The sequence below is a fragment of the Actinoplanes cyaneus genome (assembly GCF_016862095.1).
GTDB classification, from domain to species: Bacteria; Actinomycetota; Actinomycetes; order Mycobacteriales; family Micromonosporaceae; genus Actinoplanes; species Actinoplanes cyaneus.
The window spans coordinates 321,624-336,747 of sequence record NZ_BOMH01000028.1 but is presented as its reverse complement, the minus strand read 5'-3'; the positions used below and the strand labels follow the sequence as shown (position 1 = coordinate 336,747).

At 70.5% G+C, this 15,124-nt stretch carries 15 protein-coding genes; 5 read left to right on the top strand and 10 right to left on the bottom strand.

Annotated features, from left to right (window positions below; all coding sequences use genetic code 11):
• Nucleotides 1-2: 2 nt before the first annotated feature.
• From Acy02nite_RS19435 to Acy02nite_RS19405, 7 genes are all read right to left on the bottom strand, one after another.
• Nucleotides 3-1,010, bottom strand: a complete 1,008-nt coding sequence (locus Acy02nite_RS19435; RefSeq protein WP_203742446.1) for an ABC transporter ATP-binding protein — start codon at nt 1,008-1,010, stop codon at nt 3-5.
• Nucleotides 1,007-2,080, bottom strand: coding sequence for an ABC transporter permease (locus Acy02nite_RS19430; protein WP_203742444.1), 1,074 nt, complete (start codon nt 2,078-2,080; stop codon nt 1,007-1,009). The genes Acy02nite_RS19435 and Acy02nite_RS19430 overlap by 4 nt, the downstream gene beginning before the upstream one ends.
• Nucleotides 2,081-2,083: 3 nt before the next feature.
• On the bottom strand, nt 2,084-3,064 hold the full coding sequence (locus Acy02nite_RS19425) for an ABC transporter permease (protein ID WP_203742442.1): 981 nt from the start codon (nt 3,062-3,064) through the stop codon (nt 2,084-2,086).
• Complete coding sequence (locus Acy02nite_RS19420) at nt 3,061-4,119, bottom strand: ABC transporter ATP-binding protein (protein ID WP_203742441.1); 1,059 nt, start codon at nt 4,117-4,119, stop codon at nt 3,061-3,063. Before Acy02nite_RS19420 ends, Acy02nite_RS19425 begins: the two co-directional genes overlap by 4 nt.
• Before the next feature lie 75 nt (nt 4,120-4,194).
• Entirely contained in the window at nt 4,195-5,880 is a 1,686-nt protein-coding gene (locus tag Acy02nite_RS19415; protein WP_203742440.1) for an ABC transporter substrate-binding protein, read from the bottom strand.
• Between the two features lie 158 nt (nt 5,881-6,038).
• A complete protein-coding gene (locus tag Acy02nite_RS19410) occupies nt 6,039-7,043 on the bottom strand; it encodes a LacI family DNA-binding transcriptional regulator (RefSeq protein ID WP_203742439.1) in 1,005 nt (334 codons plus the stop codon).
• Nucleotides 7,044-7,200: 157 nt separating this feature from the next.
• The gene (locus tag Acy02nite_RS19405; protein WP_425548232.1) at nt 7,201-8,055 is read right to left on the bottom strand and encodes an NAD-dependent protein deacetylase; all 855 of its coding nucleotides are present in this window, start codon (nt 8,053-8,055) and stop codon (nt 7,201-7,203) included.
• A 105-nt stretch (nt 8,056-8,160) separates the two neighbouring features.
• Between Acy02nite_RS19405 and Acy02nite_RS19400 the strand changes: the two genes are divergently transcribed.
• The 3 genes from Acy02nite_RS19400 (at nt 8,161) to Acy02nite_RS19390 (ending at nt 10,415) form a co-directional block, all read left to right on the top strand.
• On the top strand, nt 8,161-8,514 hold the full coding sequence (locus tag Acy02nite_RS19400; RefSeq protein WP_203742437.1) for a hypothetical protein: 354 nt from the start codon (nt 8,161-8,163) through the stop codon (nt 8,512-8,514).
• Between the two features lie 57 nt (nt 8,515-8,571).
• Nucleotides 8,572-9,267, top strand: coding sequence for a hypothetical protein (locus Acy02nite_RS19395; protein WP_203742435.1), 696 nt, complete (start codon nt 8,572-8,574; stop codon nt 9,265-9,267).
• 98 nt (nt 9,268-9,365) lie between these two features.
• Nucleotides 9,366-10,415, top strand: a complete 1,050-nt coding sequence (locus tag Acy02nite_RS19390) for an App1 family protein phosphatidate phosphatase (RefSeq protein WP_203742433.1) — start codon at nt 9,366-9,368, stop codon at nt 10,413-10,415.
• 4 nt (nt 10,416-10,419) lie between these two features.
• On the opposite strand, the gene Acy02nite_RS19385 is transcribed toward Acy02nite_RS19390, so the two are convergent.
• The gene (locus tag Acy02nite_RS19385; protein ID WP_203742431.1) at nt 10,420-10,590 is read right to left on the bottom strand and encodes a hypothetical protein; all 171 of its coding nucleotides are present in this window, start codon (nt 10,588-10,590) and stop codon (nt 10,420-10,422) included.
• 17 nt (nt 10,591-10,607) lie between these two features.
• Between Acy02nite_RS19385 and Acy02nite_RS19380 the strand changes: the two genes are divergently transcribed.
• Nucleotides 10,608-11,279 (top strand): hypothetical protein, encoded by a 672-nt coding sequence (locus tag Acy02nite_RS19380; RefSeq protein ID WP_203742430.1) that lies wholly within the window; start codon nt 10,608-10,610, stop codon nt 11,277-11,279.
• Between the two features lie 323 nt (nt 11,280-11,602).
• Here Acy02nite_RS19380 and Acy02nite_RS19375 read toward each other — a convergent pair whose 3' ends face one another.
• Nucleotides 11,603-13,330 (bottom strand): DEAD/DEAH box helicase, encoded by a 1,728-nt coding sequence (locus Acy02nite_RS19375; RefSeq protein WP_203742429.1) that lies wholly within the window; start codon nt 13,328-13,330, stop codon nt 11,603-11,605.
• A gap of 157 nt (nt 13,331-13,487) precedes the next feature.
• On the opposite strand from Acy02nite_RS19375, the gene Acy02nite_RS19370 reads away from it, so the two are divergent.
• Entirely contained in the window at nt 13,488-14,339 is an 852-nt protein-coding gene (locus Acy02nite_RS19370; protein ID WP_203742428.1) for a sigma-70 family RNA polymerase sigma factor, read from the top strand.
• Nucleotides 14,340-14,461: 122 nt separating this feature from the next.
• On the opposite strand, the gene Acy02nite_RS19365 is transcribed toward Acy02nite_RS19370, so the two are convergent.
• Nucleotides 14,462-14,977, bottom strand: a complete 516-nt coding sequence (locus tag Acy02nite_RS19365; RefSeq protein WP_203742427.1) for a hypothetical protein — start codon at nt 14,975-14,977, stop codon at nt 14,462-14,464.
• Between the last annotated feature and the right edge of the window lie 147 nt (nt 14,978-15,124).

Here is a 15,124-nt window from a genome sequence, read left to right as displayed (position 1 = left end):
TCTCATCCGACGGGCTGCTCGGCCGGGTGCAGCCAGCAGGCCACCGACCGGGTCGGCCCGTCCGGCGTCCCCGGCCGGCCCAGCACCGGAATGTGCCCGGAGCACGGCTCGAACGCCTTCGGGCAGCGCGGGTGGAACGAGCACCCGCTCGGCATCCCCTTGAGGTCCGGCGGGGATCCCGGGATTCCGGTCAGCTCCCGCCGCGGCCCGCGAAGAGCCGGGAAGGACCCCAGGAGCCCCTTCGAGTACGGGTGCAGCGAGTCCTTGTAGATCGCCGCGGCCGGCGCCTCCTCGACGATCCGCCCGCCGTACATGATCGCGATCCGGTTCGAGAACTCGACCAGCAGCGACAGGTCGTGCGTGATGAAGATGACCGAGAAGCCCAGCCGTTCCCGCAGCTCGATCAGCTGGCCGAGGATCTGCCGCTGCATGACCACGTCGAGCGCGGTCGTCGGCTCGTCCATGATCACGACCTGCGGCTGCAGGATCAGCGCCATGCCGATCATGACGCGCTGGCGCATGCCGCCGGAGAGCTGGTGCGGGTACGCGTCCATCCGGTCCGCCGCGATCCCGACGAGCTTGAGCATCTCGCGGGCCCGGGCGTTGCGGGCGGCATCGGACATCTCCGGGCGGTGGGCCCTGAGCACGTCGGTGAGCTGGGTGGAGATCTTGTGCACCGGGTTGAGCGAGTTCATCGCGCCCTGGAACACGATCGCCGTCTCGCCCCAGCGGAAGCCGCGCAGCTGCTGGTCGGAGAGCTCGAGGACGTCGTACGCCGCGCCCTGCTCGGGGTGGTAGATCACCTGACCGCCGGTGATCACCCCGGGCGGGGGGAGCAGCCGGGTCAGGCCGTACGCCAGGGTCGACTTGCCGGAGCCGCTCTCCCCGGCGAGCCCGAGCACCTCACCACGGTGCAGGGTCAGGTTCACGTCGCGGACCGCGCGCACCGCCTGGTCACCCAGGCCGTACCCCACGTTCAGATTCTTGATCTCCAGAACCGGCTCGCTCATGATGTGACCTCCTTCTTCACGACAGGCGTGGCAGCGGGCAGGACCGGTGTCGCGTGCGTGTGCGGTTCCGGCGAGTTGCTCAGCACCGGCGTGAAACCGATGCGCATCCGGACCGTACGGCCGTCAATCGTCTTGATCTTGGTCTTGCCGGCGCTGCGCAGGCGCGGGCTGACGAACTCGTCGATCCCGAAGTTGATCAGCGAGAGGGCGGTGCCGAGCAGCGCGATCGCCAGACCGGCCGGGATGAACCACCACCACGCCTCCTGCGCGAGCGCCTGCTGGCCCTGCGCCCAGAAGAGGATCGTGCCCCAGTTCCAGGTGGAACTGGAGGTGACGCCGATGAACGCGAGGGTGATCTCGGAGAGCACCGCGAAGATGACAGTGCCGATGAAGCCGGACGCGATGACCGCGGTCAGGTTCGGCATCAGCTCGAAGACGATCACCCGCCAGGTCTTCTCGCCGGTGGCCCGGGAGGCGTCGACGAAGTCACGCCGGCGCAGCGAGAGCGTCTGCGCCCGCAGCACCCGCGCGTTCCAGGACCACGAGGTCAGACCGATGACCAGGGCGATCAGCCAGTCCTCGGCGTTCTGCAGGGTGGAGGTGATGATGATGATCAGCGGCAGCGCCGGGATGACCAGGAAGACGTTGGAGAGCGCGGAGAGGCCCTCGTCGGTCTTGCCGCCCAGGTAGCCCGCGGTCACGCCGATCAGCACCGAGAGCACCGTGGCGATGGTGCCGGCGAAGAAGCCGACGAGCATCACGCTGCGGGTGCCGATCAACAGCTGGCTGAAGACGTCCTGGCCGAGGTGCGTGGTGCCGAGCCAGTGGTCCCCCGAGGGCGGCTGGATCAGGGCGTTGCTGCGCGCGTCCGGGTCGTAGGGGGCGACCCACGGCCCGATGATCGCGAGGAGCACGTAGACGGCCAGCATGACCAGGCCGGTGGCGGCCTTCTTGTTGCTGACGAAACGGAACCGCTGCCGCTTGGCCTTCGCCGGCTTGCCGGTCTCCGGCTGCGCCATCGAGCCCTGGCCGGGGATGACCTGCTCGATGCTGGAGGTAGGAATCGTCACGGTTCAGCCCTCCTTGCGGGTGCGCGGGTCGAGGAGCAGGTAGGCGACGTCCGCGATCAGGTTCGCGACCAGCACCGAGATCGTGATGATCAGGAAGACGCCCTGCATCAGCGGGTAGTCCTGGGCGCCCAGCGCCTGGAACAGCTGGAAGCCGATGCCCGGGTAGGAGAAGACGATCTCCACGAGCAGCGTGCCGCCGACGATGAAGCCGAGCGACAGCGCGAAGCCGGAGACGTTGGGCAGCAGCGCGTTGCGGGCCGCGTAGCTCATCGCCACCCGCCGGTCGGAGAGGCCCTTGGCGTGCGCGACGGTGATGTAGTCCTCACTGGACACCGTCACCATCATGTTGCGCATGCTCAGGATCCAGCCGCTGACCGAGGAGATCAGGATGGTCAGGGCGGGCAGCACGCTGTGCCGGATCGCGCTCGGGATGAAGTACTGGTCGAACGCCGGCACCAGGCCGTTGTCGAACCCGCCGGACGACGGGAAGAAGCTGTCCGGCCCGGTCAGCAGGTAGATCGCGATGATCCCGAGCCAGAAGTACGGCACCGAGGAGAGGAACGTCGTCACCGGCAGCAGGCCGTCCGTCCACGAGCCGCGCCGCCAGCCGGCCAGCACGCCCAGCCCGGTGCCGAGGAAGAAGCTGATGATCGTGGTGATGCCGACCAGCAGCAGGGTCCACGGGAGGCTGTCGGAGATGATCTCCGACACCGGGGTCGGGAAGAACGTGAAGGACAGGCCGAGGTCGCCGTGGAAGAGCTGACCCCAGTAGTCCAGGTACTCCTGCCAGACGCTCTTGTCCTTGTCTAGTCCGAACAGGACGTACAGTGACTGGGTGGCCTGGGTGCTCAGCTGGCCCTGGAACTTGGCGATCAGCGCCTGCACCGGGTCGCCCGGGACCAGTCGCGGGATGAAGAAGTTCAGCGTGATCGCGGCCCACGCGGTGAACAGGTAGAACGCGATGCGCTGCAGCAGATACTTCACGGGGCCACCTCTTTGTTGCCGTCGTACAGCCAGCACGCCGCCCAGTGGCCGGGCGCGTCGCCGATCTCCAGCGGCACCGGCAGATCGGTCTTGCAGCGGTCCATCACCGCGGGGCAGCGCGGGTGGAACCGGCAGCCGCTCGGCGGGTGGATCAGGCTCGGCGGCTCGCCGTTGCCCGCGTCCTTGCCCTCGGCCTCGGACGCGCCGGCGAGACGGTCCGGGTCCGGCGCGGAATCGATCAGCAATCGGGTGTACGGGTGAGCCGGCGACTGCGTCACGGTCTCGCTGTCGCCGCCCTCGACCATCCGGCCCGCGTACATCACCATCGTCTCGTCCGCGAAGTAGCGGGCCGACGCGATGTCGTGGGTGATGTAGAGGATCGCCAGGTTGAGCCGGTCCCGCAGGTCACGCAGCAGGTTCAGCACGCCGAGGCGGATCGAGACGTCCAGCATGGACACCGGCTCGTCGGCGAGCAGCGCCTCGGGCTGCGCGCCGAGCGCCCGGGCGATCGCCACACGCTGCCGCTGGCCGCCGGAGAGCTCGTGCGGGAACTTGTCGAGGTACCGCTCCGGCGGGGTCAGCTGCACCCGCTCGAGGAGCTCGGTCAGAGCGTTCTCCAGGTCCTCGGCCGTCTTCCCGGCGTTGTCGTGGATCTTCAACGACCGGGTCAGGTGGTACCGGATGGTGTGCGTCGGGTTCAGCGACGCGAACGGGTCCTGGAAGATCATCTGCACTTGGGAGCAGTACCGGCGGAACGCCGAACCTCCCTTGACCCTGGTCGTCTCGCCGTGCAGCCGGATGTCCCCGCCGGTGCGGGGATAGAGCTGGGCGAGCAGCCGGGCGATCGTGGACTTGCCCGAGCCGGACTCGCCGACCAGGGCCACGACCTTGCCGCGGCGAAGCGTGAGGTGCACGTCATCGACGGCGTGCACCGCATCCTTCCGGTTGGAGAAGAGGTCGCGCAGCTTCCGGCGGACGGGGAAGTGCTTGGTCAGGCCGATCGCCTCAAGCACCACCTCGCCGGCCGGCGCTTTCGCGTCGGGGATCGACGTCATGCCGGGTTTCCTTACAAAGCAGCGAGCAGGGAGGTACGGGCGTCCCGGCGAACCGGGACGCCCGCGGTCAGGCGATCAGGAGTTGGCGGGCTTGAGGTGCATGATCACGTCGAGCGCGCCGGACTGGGTGGGCTGCATCGGGCCGTACGGGTCGGCGTCCGACGGCCAGCCGATCCAGTTCTTGGTGCTGTAGGCGCCACCGACGTTGTCCGAGCCGACGGGCAGCATCGGTGCCTGATCCACGAAGATTTTCTGGATCGTGGCCAGGGCGGTGGTGCGGTCCGCGTCGTTCGTCGCGTTCGCGTAGGCCTTGAGCGCGGCGGTCGCCTCGGGGCTCTTGAAGCGGCCGAAGTTGCCCTGCTGGGCGAGCTCGCCGACCGGCTTGAGCAGGTCGCCGTCCATCACGGTCTGGTAGATGTCGAACGGCGTCGAGCCACCGTTGGTCCAGCGCATGACGCCGCCGAAGTCGCCCTTCTGCACGTTCTGGTCCCAGACGTTCTGATTCGGCTTCTCGACCGTGGCCGCGATGCCGATCTCGGCCAGGTTGCTCTTGATGATCTCGAGCGTGGTCTGGTAGTCGGACCACGGCGCCGGGTCGCTGAGCTTGATGGTGACCGGCTTGCCGCTCTTGTCCTTCAGCGTGGTGCCGTCCAGCTTGTAGCCGGCGTCGGTGAGGATCTTCTTGGCACCCTCGACGTCGACCGCGAGCGTCTGTCCCTTGAAGGCCTCGGTGACGAACGCGTCACCAGCGCCCTGCGGCAGACCCGTGACGCTCTTGAGCTCCGGGTGGAAGTAACCGGCCTCGGCCTGGTTGAAGATGTCGGTCCGGTTGATCACCTTGTTCATCGCCTGGCGCAGCTTCGGGTCGTCGAACGGCGCCTGGGTGGTGTTGATGTAGAGGCCGTGGATGCCCAGCACGCCCGGCGCCCAGACCTTGAAGTGCTCCGGGTCCTTGGCGACGAAGGTCTGCTGGTAGTTCGGGATGAACACGAAGCTCCACTCGGACTGGCCGCTGGCCAGCGCGGTGGTCTGCGCGTTGTTGTCGGTGTACGAGGTGTACCGGAGTTCCTTGACGGCCGGTTTGTCCTGCCAGTAACCGCTCTCTCGGCGCTCGAGGACGATGCCCTGCTGGCTGAACGTCTTGAGGGTGTACGGGCCCGAGCCGACCGGCTCCTTGATCGGGTCCTTGGCCGGGTCCGCGATCTTCTCCCAGATGTGCTTGGGGACGATCGGGATCTGGCTGATGATCTTGTGCCAGGCGGTGAACTGCGACGACTTGAAGGTGACCGTCACCTTGCTGCCGGCCACGGTGACCTGGTCGATCGGCAGCGCGAAGATGTTCAGCGCCTCGTTCGACTTGATCAGGTTGAACGTGTAGGCAACGTCCTCGGCGGTCAGCTTCTGCCCGTCGGACCAGGTCGCGTTGTCCCGGATCGTCACGTCGAGCTGCTTGTAGTCGGTGGCCCACTTGATGTCGCTGGCCAGCCACGGCTTCGCCGGGTCGGACGGCTTGACGTTGTTCCACATGCCGAGGGGCTCGTAGATGGTCCAGCGGTAACCGAGCGACGCGCCGGCCGAGGTGCCGAGGAACGGGTTGTTGCTCTCGGTGACCGTGCCGTTCGGCATGCCGATCGACAGGAAGTCGGCGCTCTTGCTGTTGCTCGCGTCCTTGTTGGCGTTCGGCGAGTCACCGCACGCGCTCAGGCCGCCCGTGGCCAGCACGCCGGCCAGGGCGACCGCGAACAGCTTCCTTCTCTGCATCGGAGAATCTCCTCGGATTTCGCGAATTTCGGTGGGAGGGGTGCCCGGAGGGCGTGCGGCATCGCGTGACCGGCGGCAGCCGGCCCCGAGACGTGCGGGGTCGCCCGACCGGCCCGGTGGCCGGTCGAACAGGATCTGCTTGCTGTGGGAGTTGGGTGCTAGGGCTGGGTCGAGGCCCGCGCGGTGAACGTCGCCGGGATCACCGTCGGCCGGTTCGGGAGCGCGGTCCCCTCGAAGTGCGCGAGCAGGGTGCGTGCCGCCGCCTCGCCCATCTCGCGCATCGGCTGATGCACGGTGGAGAGCGCCGGCTGGTGGTGCGCGGCCATCGGGATGTCGTCGAAGCCGACCACCGCGACGTCCTCCGGCACCCGCCGGCCGGCGTCCTGAACGGCCTGGACGGCGCCGAAGGCGGAGAGGTCGTTGTGGCAGAAGACGGCGTCGAAGTCGAGCCCGGCGGCGATCGCCTGCTTGACCCCGTCGGACCCGCACGCGACCGTGAAGTCGCCGGGAAGCACGTAAGTGTCCGGGATCGGGTGGCCGGCCTCGGCGAACGCCGAGGAGAAGCCGTCGGTGCGCTGCACGGTGCATCCGAACCGGGACGGGCCGGTGATCACGAGCGGCTTGTGGCGCCCGATCCCCAGCAGGTGCCGGGCGGCGTCGGCCGCTCCGCTGTGGTTGGTGGTGCCGACGGTCGGGATCTGCCCGCCGGCGATCTGGTCACGGTCGTCGATCAGCACCATCGGCAGGCCACGGTTGTGCAGCGTGACGAGGTAGCTCAGGGTGCCCTCCGGCTCGATCGCCAGCAGGCCGTCGAACGACTTGGCGGCGACCTGCGCGGCGAACTGGCGCATCGAGTCGTCGCCCCGGTTGAAGGTGAACAGCAGCAGGCCGTACTCCTCGGCCTCCAGCACGTCCACCGCGCCCTGCAGCACCTCGCCCATCCAGGGCCAGGTCAGCGAGGGCACCAGCATGCCGATCACCCGGGTGCGGCCGCGGGCCAGGTTCACCGCGCGGGCGCTGGGGACGTAGCCGAGCTCCTCGATCACCGCGCGGACCCGCGCGGCGGTCGACTCGTCCAGCTCACCCTTGCCGTTGAGAACCCGGGACACGGTCGTCTTGCTGACCTTGGCCCGAGCCGCCACGTCGGCGATGGTGATCGGCACAGCTCCTCCGCGAATCTTGTTTCCGGCCGGTTGCGCCGGAGGTTCGGAACCGGTTTCGGGACCGGTTCCGGCAGTCAACCTCAGTGAGCGCAGTCACGTCAATGGGGCCGAGATCTATTTAGGTTTCATTCCGGTAACCAGCGGAAGCCGGGTTCGTTTACTGAGGCAACAAACGGTGCGTATCGGTATCCCGGGCAAGATTCGGAAGAACGACACCCAGAGGGGCATCGATCAAGAGGTCCGCGTACGGCTCCCCGCGCGTCACTCCGCGGTTCACGATCGCCACCCGGATGCCCTGCTTGACCGCCCGCAGCACGAACCGGCGACCCGACATGACGGTCAGCGAGGAGCCCAGGACCAGCAGCGTGCGCGCCCCGGCGACCAGCTCGAACGCGCGCGACACGCGGTCGGCCGGCACGGTCTCGCCGAAGTAGACGACGTCCGGCTTCAGCGTCCCGGCGCAGGACAGGCAGTCGACCACGCGGAATCCGTCCAGCGCCGTCTCGTCCAGATCCACGTCGCCGTCCGCGTTCACCGCCGAGGCCACCGCGCTGAAGTCCGGGTTCGCGGCGGTCAGCCGGTGCTCCAGCTCCGCCCGGCCGGTCAGCACGCCGCAGTCCAGACACGTGACCCGGGCCAGGTTGCCGTGCAGCTCGACGACGTCGCGCGCGCCGGCCGCCTGGTGCAGCCCGTCCACGTTCTGCGTGATCACCCCGTGCAGCAGGCCACGCTCCTGCCAGCGGGCCACGGCGAGATGACCGGCGTTCGGAGCGGCCCGGCCGATCGTCTTCCACCCGAGGTGGCTGCGCGCCCAGTAGCGCCGGCGGGCGACCGGGTCGCCGGTGAACGTCTGATAGGTCATCGGGGTGTTGCGCCGCGCCGAGCCGGACGGCCCCCGGTAATCCGGGATGCCGGAGTCGGTGGAGAGCCCCGCACCGCTGAGCACCACCACGCCACCCTCGCCCAGCCAGCCGTCCAGCCGGGCCACCTGCTCCACCACGCCGAAGTCCATGACAACCATGGTCCCTCGCCCGGGTGACCGGGGGTGACCTCCCTCCGGGGTCCGTAATCTGCCGGACGGGTGCACGCTGACCTGCGCACCGGTAGGTTGACCAGGGTGACCGCTGTGGCGCCTGGGACGAACCGTCCATCGGACGGTCGCCGCCTGCTGCGGTTCCTCACGAGCCTCGCCCTGCTGGCCCTGGCCGTGACCCTGCGCCTGCCGGCCCAGGCCGCGCCCGCGCCGCTCGAGGCCGCCCCCGCGCCGGTCCCGCCGGTCGCCGCTGCCGTGTCGGAGCCGGGCCTCGCTGCCGCCTCGGAGACGAGCGTCACCGAGGAGCGCCCGGCCCGCGCCCTGCCGGCGTCGCCCCCGGCCGAGACGGCCGCCACGGCCGCCGGTTCCCCGGCCCCGGCTCTAGGCGCCGGGGTCGTCCCCGCCGCCGGCGGCCCGCGGGCGCCCCCCACCCGCTGACGATTCCTGCGCTTCACGTCGGTTCGTCGTCCCGTTCCGCTGCCCTGGGGGTGTTCCGTGGGTTCCGTCTTCCTGAGCTCCATCCCGCAAGCCGTCGCGATCTGGCTGATCATCGTGCTGCTCCTCGCCGTCGCCGCGGCGACCGTCTCGATTCCCCGCGTGCTCACCGAGCCGACGCCCGACGCCGCCGCGCGGCAGCGATACGCCGAGGAGGTGGCCGTCGCCGCCGAGCAGGCCGCGGAGACCGCGCGCCGGCGCCGCACCGAGTGGGAGTCCGCCCAGGCGGCTGTGGACGAGGCCTGGACGGCGTACGAGAAAGCTGATCGTGCCTGTAATCGCATCGCCTCGGCGGGCGCCTTTCCGCTGATGAGCCGCCGCCGCAAACCCGGCGAGAACGTCGACCGCCAGCGTTATCTGCACCGCGCGGCCAGCGAGCTGTGCCGTGCCCAGGACCTCTCCATCGACATGCTCAACGACGTCTTCGCGCACCGCGGCTGGAACCCTCGCCTGCACCCGGTCCAGCAGGAGGCGGTGCTCGCCCAGGCGGCCCGGGCGCACCGGCTGGCCGGCTGGACCGAGGCCGTCGAGCGGGAACGCGCCGCCTGGCGCAGCATGGAGGCGGCCGGCGAGGCGCTGGCCGGGTTGCGCGCCGAGGCGATGGCCGCGCCGCTGCGGGTGGACGCCGGGGAGGAGCCCGACCCGCAGTGGTGGGCGGACCAGTGGACGACTGCCGAATTCCCGGCTGCGGCGTGATGTCCATCCTGGACCGGGCTCACGTTCCCGAGCGGCCTGTCGCACCCGACCGGTAACGTTTGGCGCGGCGGCGGGGAGAGCGCAACGGCGAGGAGGAGATGGTGGCGGTAACACCGGCGGAGTCGTCCAAGGCGATGACCCGGATCCACCGGGCTGCGCTGGTCGAGGATGCCGTGCACCAGGTGATCGAGCGCAACCTGCGCAACCGTGGCTGGAAGCCGTACATCACGGCCTACACCGGCTACGGCGCCCCCGGCTGGGCCCGGGTGATGGGCCGGGTGCTGCTGTCCCGTCCCCGCCTGGTCCGTAAGAAGCGGGAGAAACTGCGCGGCTGGCGCAGCTTCACCACCACGCCGGTCAGCAACGCCGTCGTGCGCATCGAGGTCGGCGGCAGCGTCACCGAGACCCGCACCGACCGCAGCGGTTATGTGGACTGCCGGGTCAAGGGCGACCTCGAGCCCGGCTGGGCCAGCGTCCGGCTGCACTGCGAGGGCGCCGCCCCGGCCGACGCCCCGATCCGGGTGATCGACCCGGCCGTCAAGTTCGGCCTGGTCTCCGACATCGACGACACGGTCATGGTCACCGCGCTGCCCCGCCCGCTGCTCGCCGCGTGGAACACGTTCGTTCTCGACGAGCACGCGCGCATGGCGGTCCCCGGCATGGCGGTGCTCTACGAGCGGCTGATCAACGCGAACCCGGGCGCGCCGGTGATCTATCTCTCCACCGGGGCGTGGAACGTCGCGCCGACGCTGAGCCGGTTCCTCAGCCGCCACCTCTACCCGGCCGGCCCGATCCTGCTCACCGACTGGGGCCCGACGCCGGATCGCTGGTTCCGCAGCGGCCAGGAGCACAAGCGCAACTCGCTGCGCCGGCTCGCTCAGGAGTTCCCCGACGTCAAATGGCTGCTCGTCGGCGACGACGGGCAGCACGACCAGGAGATCTACTCCGAGTTCGCCCGCGAGCACCCGGACAATGTGGCCGCCGTGGCGATCCGCCGGCTCTCGCCGACCCAGGCGGTGCTGGCCGGCGCCGTGCCCGGCCCTACCGAGGAGGCCGAGGCCGTGCCGTCCGGGGGCAAGACGTGGTTCGCCGCCCCGGACGGCGCCGGCCTCTGGTCCCTGCTCCGGGACACGGACCTCGCCGAGTGAACGATTACTCGCTCTGCTCCGGCCCGGCCGCGGTCTCCGCCACCCGGGCGTGCAACCGCTCCCGGATCTCGTCGGGGGAGTATGCCCTGCGCTTGCGTTCGGCCCGGGCCATCACCGCCCCGGTCGCCGCGACTCCCGCCAGCCCCGCCAGTCCCGCTACCTTCCACCACCGCATCTGCTGAGAATAGACACGTGGTTGCCGACATCAGCCTCGACGAGGCCATCGAACTGACCCGCACGGGTGACATCTGGATCTTCCGCGGTCGCTCCGGCCCGGACCGAGCCATCCAGACCCTCACCAACAGCCCGGTGAACCATGTCGGGATGTCCCTGGTGATCGAGGACATGCCACCCCTCATGTGGCACGCCGAGCTGGGCAAGTCCCTGCCCGACCTGTGGTCCGGCACGTTCCAGCGCGGCGTCCAGCTGCACGACCTGCGCGACGCGGTCACCGTCTGGGCCCGCCGTTACGGCCAGCGCGGCTGGCTGCGCCAGCTGGAGCCGGGCGTGACCCGCGCCATGGAGGACAAGGCGCTCAAGACGGTCGCCCGTCTCGACGGCACCCCGTTCCCGTCGACGTCCCAGCTCGCCTGGCGCTGGGCCCGCGGCCGGGTCCCGCTGATCCGCCCGCCGTGGAAGCCGTCACAGGCCGGCGACGCGACGCTGGAGAAGGCGTACTGCGCGGAGGTGGTCGCGGTCACCTACGAGGACATGGGGCTGCTGCCGCACAACCGCAAGGCCAACTGGTATGACCCGGGGCGCTTCTGGTCCGGCGACGAGCTGGAGCTGAACGCCGGGTTCGTCCTGGGCGACGAGATCTCGGTCCGGGTCCCCGAGGCGGACACCGCCAAGCCTGCCCGCTGAACCCCAGCGCCGCGCGTGCGGTGTCCGGCTGGCCCTGACGGTTGTTTTCGGGCCGGTTTACGACCGTGAGCGCCAGCTGGACTCTTGCGCGTCAGTGATCCCGCGGGGTCGGTGGGGCTTGCGGCGGTTGCCGCGCGTGCGGTGCCCGGCTGGTTCTGAGGGTTGTTTCAGGGCGTTTTTACAGGCCTGAGTGCCAGCCAGGGCCGTGACCGATCCTGCGACGGTGAGCGCCGGAAGGGGTCGGCGGCGGCCTGCCGACACACTTCAGGGGTGTCTCCCGAGCGGGAGACACCCCTGAAGGCCTGCCGTGCTGGCGGCTCGGGTCAGCGACCGGAGCGGCGGCCACCCGCCCGAGCGGAGAACGCGGCCGCGCCGCCGCTGCCGGCGGGGCGTGGCTGCGGCGTACCGCCGGATCGGGACTGCCCCGACCGGGGCGTGCCGGAAGCGGACCGCCCACCGCCGGCACCGTTGCGCGAAGCGGGCGAAGCCGCACCGGACCGCTGGGATCCGCCGCTCTCGGCGGCGGGCCGACGACGCCCGGAAGCCGGCTTCTCGGCGCCCGGCGCGTGACCGGCGGCACGGCGGCCGCCCGATCCCGCGGCGGCGTCGCGGCGGCCGCCCGATCCTCCGGCGGCCTCGCGGCGCCCGGTCGATCCTGCGGCGCCGTCGCGGTCGGCGGAACCGGCGCGCCGGTTGTCCGATCCCGCGGCGGCGTCACGACCGGACGAGGCGCCCGAGCGGCCGGAACGACGCCCGGACCCACCGCCGCCGGTGTTGTCCGTCGAAGCCTGCCCCGACCCGCCGGCACCCCGGCCACGACCGCCGCGGCCGCGGCCGGACGCGGCGCCCTCCGCGGCCGGCGTGGCCACGACGGGCGCCGGCGCGATGAACGACCGCTCGCCCGGCGCCAGCTCGGCCAGCAGCGAGTCGCCGGGCCGGGCCCGCCGGGTGAGGGGCCGGATCCCGGCCTTCTTGGTGAGATCGCGCACGTCCGCCTGCTGATCGTCGGTCATCAGCGTGATGACGGTGCCCCGGGCGCCGGCCCGCGCGGTGCGGCCGGACCGGTGCAGGTACGCCTTGTGCTCCACCGGCGGGTCGGCGTGGATCACGAGCGCCACGTCGTCCACGTGGATGCCCCGCGCGGCGATGTCGGTGGCGACCAGGGTCTCCGCGGTCCCGTCCGAGAACGCGGAGAGGTTCCGGTTCCGGGCGTTCTGTGCCAGGTTGCCGTGCAGCTCGACGGCGGGCACCCCGGCGGTGATGAGCTGCCGGGTGAGCACCTTGGCCCGCCGCTTGGTCCGGGTGAACACGACCGAGCGCCCGGGTGCCGCGAGCAGCTCGACCAGCACCGGGAACCGGTCGTCGGGCTGGACGTGCAGCACGTGGTGGTCCATCTCGACGGGTGCCTGCGTTGCCGCGTCCACGTGGTGCGTGACCGGTTTGCGCAGGAACTGCCGGACCAGGACGTCGATGCCGTTGTCCAGGGTGGCCGAGAAGAGCAGGCGCTGGCCACCGACCGGGGTCTGCGACAGGAGCCGCTTGACGACCGGCAGGAAGCCCAGGTCGGCCATGTGGTCGGCCTCGTCGAGCACGGTGATCTCGACGGCGTCGAGTGACGCGTGCCCGTTGCGGATGTGGTCGTCGAGCCGGCCCGGGCAGGCGACCAGGATGTCGACGCCCCTGCGCAACGCGGCGATCTGTGGGTTGGCCCCGACGCCGCCGAAGACGGTGAGCGTGTTCAGCCCCATCGCCTCGGCGAGCGGTCGGAGGCTGGCCTCGATCTGAGTGGCCAGCTCCCGGGTCGGGGCGAGGATCAGGGCACGCGGGCGGCCGGACCTGCGTGGCTTCTTGTCAGAGGCCAGGCGGGTCACAACGGGCAGCACGAACGCGTACGTCTTCCCGGATCCGGTCCGCCCGCGCCCGAGCAGATCGCGCCCGGCGAGCGAATCAGGCAGCGTCGCCGCCTGGATCGGGAACGGTGTGGTGATGCCGAGTTCGGCGAGCGCGCCGGTCAGAACGGCCGGGACGCCTAGCTCGATGAACGAAGTCAAAGGGGGTAACTCTCCGTAGGTCAGGTACTGATCATCCTACTGGTCACCCATGGCAACCACTCTGCACCCGGTAGGGAACCACGTAGCACTCAGACTCGCAGATCTTTTTCCTCAGCGCCGGACGCCCCCACTCCGGCCGGTACTGAGGAGACCCCTGATGAACGGTGAGGCGCCTGCCGTCGATCGGCGTCGCGAGGACATCGTGCGAGCGAACATGCCGCTCGTCGGGCACCTGGTCCGCGAGATGCTGGCCCGGGTCCCCGCCCACGTCAACCGCGACGATCTGCTGTCCGCCGGCTATGCGGCCCTGGTCGCCGCCGCCCGCGGGTTCGACGCGGAGCGGGGCGTGCCCTTCCCGCGGTTCGCCGCCGCCCGGGTGCGCGGCGCTCTGCTGGACGAGTTGCGCGGCCTGGACTGGGCGAGCCGCTCGGTGCGCCAGCGTGCCCGGCGGACCGACTCGGCCCGGGAGGAGCTGACCGCCCAGCTGGGCCGGACCCCGACCGTGCAGGAGGTCGCCGAGCGGCTCGGCTGCACGGTCGAGGACATCGAGCACGCCGAGGACGACGTGCACCGCGCCACGGTGTTCAGCCTGCAGGGATTCGCGACCGCCACGGCCGACGACATCGTCACCGAGCCGGGCGCCGGGCCGGAGGAGATGCTGATCCGCCGGGAGCGGGTCGGCTACCTGCGGGACGCGGTGGAGGCGCTGCCGGAGCGGCTGCGGGTGGTGGTGCAGGGCTACTTCTTCGACGAGCGCCCGATGGCCGAGATCGCCGCCGAGCTGGGTGTCAGCGAGTCCCGGGTGTCGCAGTTGCGTGCGGAGGCCCTGGTGCTGCTCCGGGACGGGCTGAACACCCACCTGGACCCGGCGATGGCCGCTGAGAACCCGCCGAAGGAGGGCTGCGTGGCGCGGCGCCGGGCGGCGTACTACGACCGGATCGCCAGCCGCAGCACGCTGCGCAGCCGGCTCGCACTCACCGGCCCGGACGGCCTCCCGGTGGCCGCGTGATGCGCGTTTCACGACGTACCGGACACAGCTTCTGATTGGTTTTGCTGGGCCCGTCGCGGTTCGCGGCGGGCCCAAAGACCCTTTCCGGATCAAAAGCATCAGGTGGTACGCCGTCAGCACCGTTACTGGTTGTTCGCGCAGGTGCCGGCCTTCTTCTGGGCCGCGATGGCTTTCGCCGCCCCCATCTTGTAGAGCGCCAGCCCCTCGGCCGCCGGCTCCAGCTTCCACGCGTCCTTCTCGTAGATCATCGTGTACGACTGCGCCGCCACCAGCTGCTTCGCGATCACGATGGCCCGGTCGGCGCCCTCCATCCGGGCACTGGTCAGCTGGATCGCCAGCCCCTTGCGCGAGCACACCTGGTTCAGCTTGACGTAGTCGTCCTTGCTGATCGCCTGCTTGCCGGCCGCGGTGTACATGTCCCAGGCGCCGGCGAAATCGCCCCCGCTGAACCGATCGAAAACGGTCTGCGCGGCGTTCTTGGCGCCGTCGATGGTCTTCGGCTCGGGGCCCCCGGCCGCGGCCGCGGCGTTGCCGGCCGGCTTGTCGTCGTCGGAGGAGCAGGCGGAGGTGACACCGAGGGTGGCGAGCGCGGCGAGGGAGAGGACGGCGATACGTCGGTACGGGGTGTTGATGTCCATGGCCTGGTTAATCCCGGCACCCGGTCACGCGTAACGGCTCCGGCGTGTCCTGACGGCTTCCGGACAGTCCCCAGCGACCCCGTAACCCGCAGGCACGTGGGCTATTCTGGTCGTTTGCCGTAAACAGAAAAGGCAACCAATGAGAAT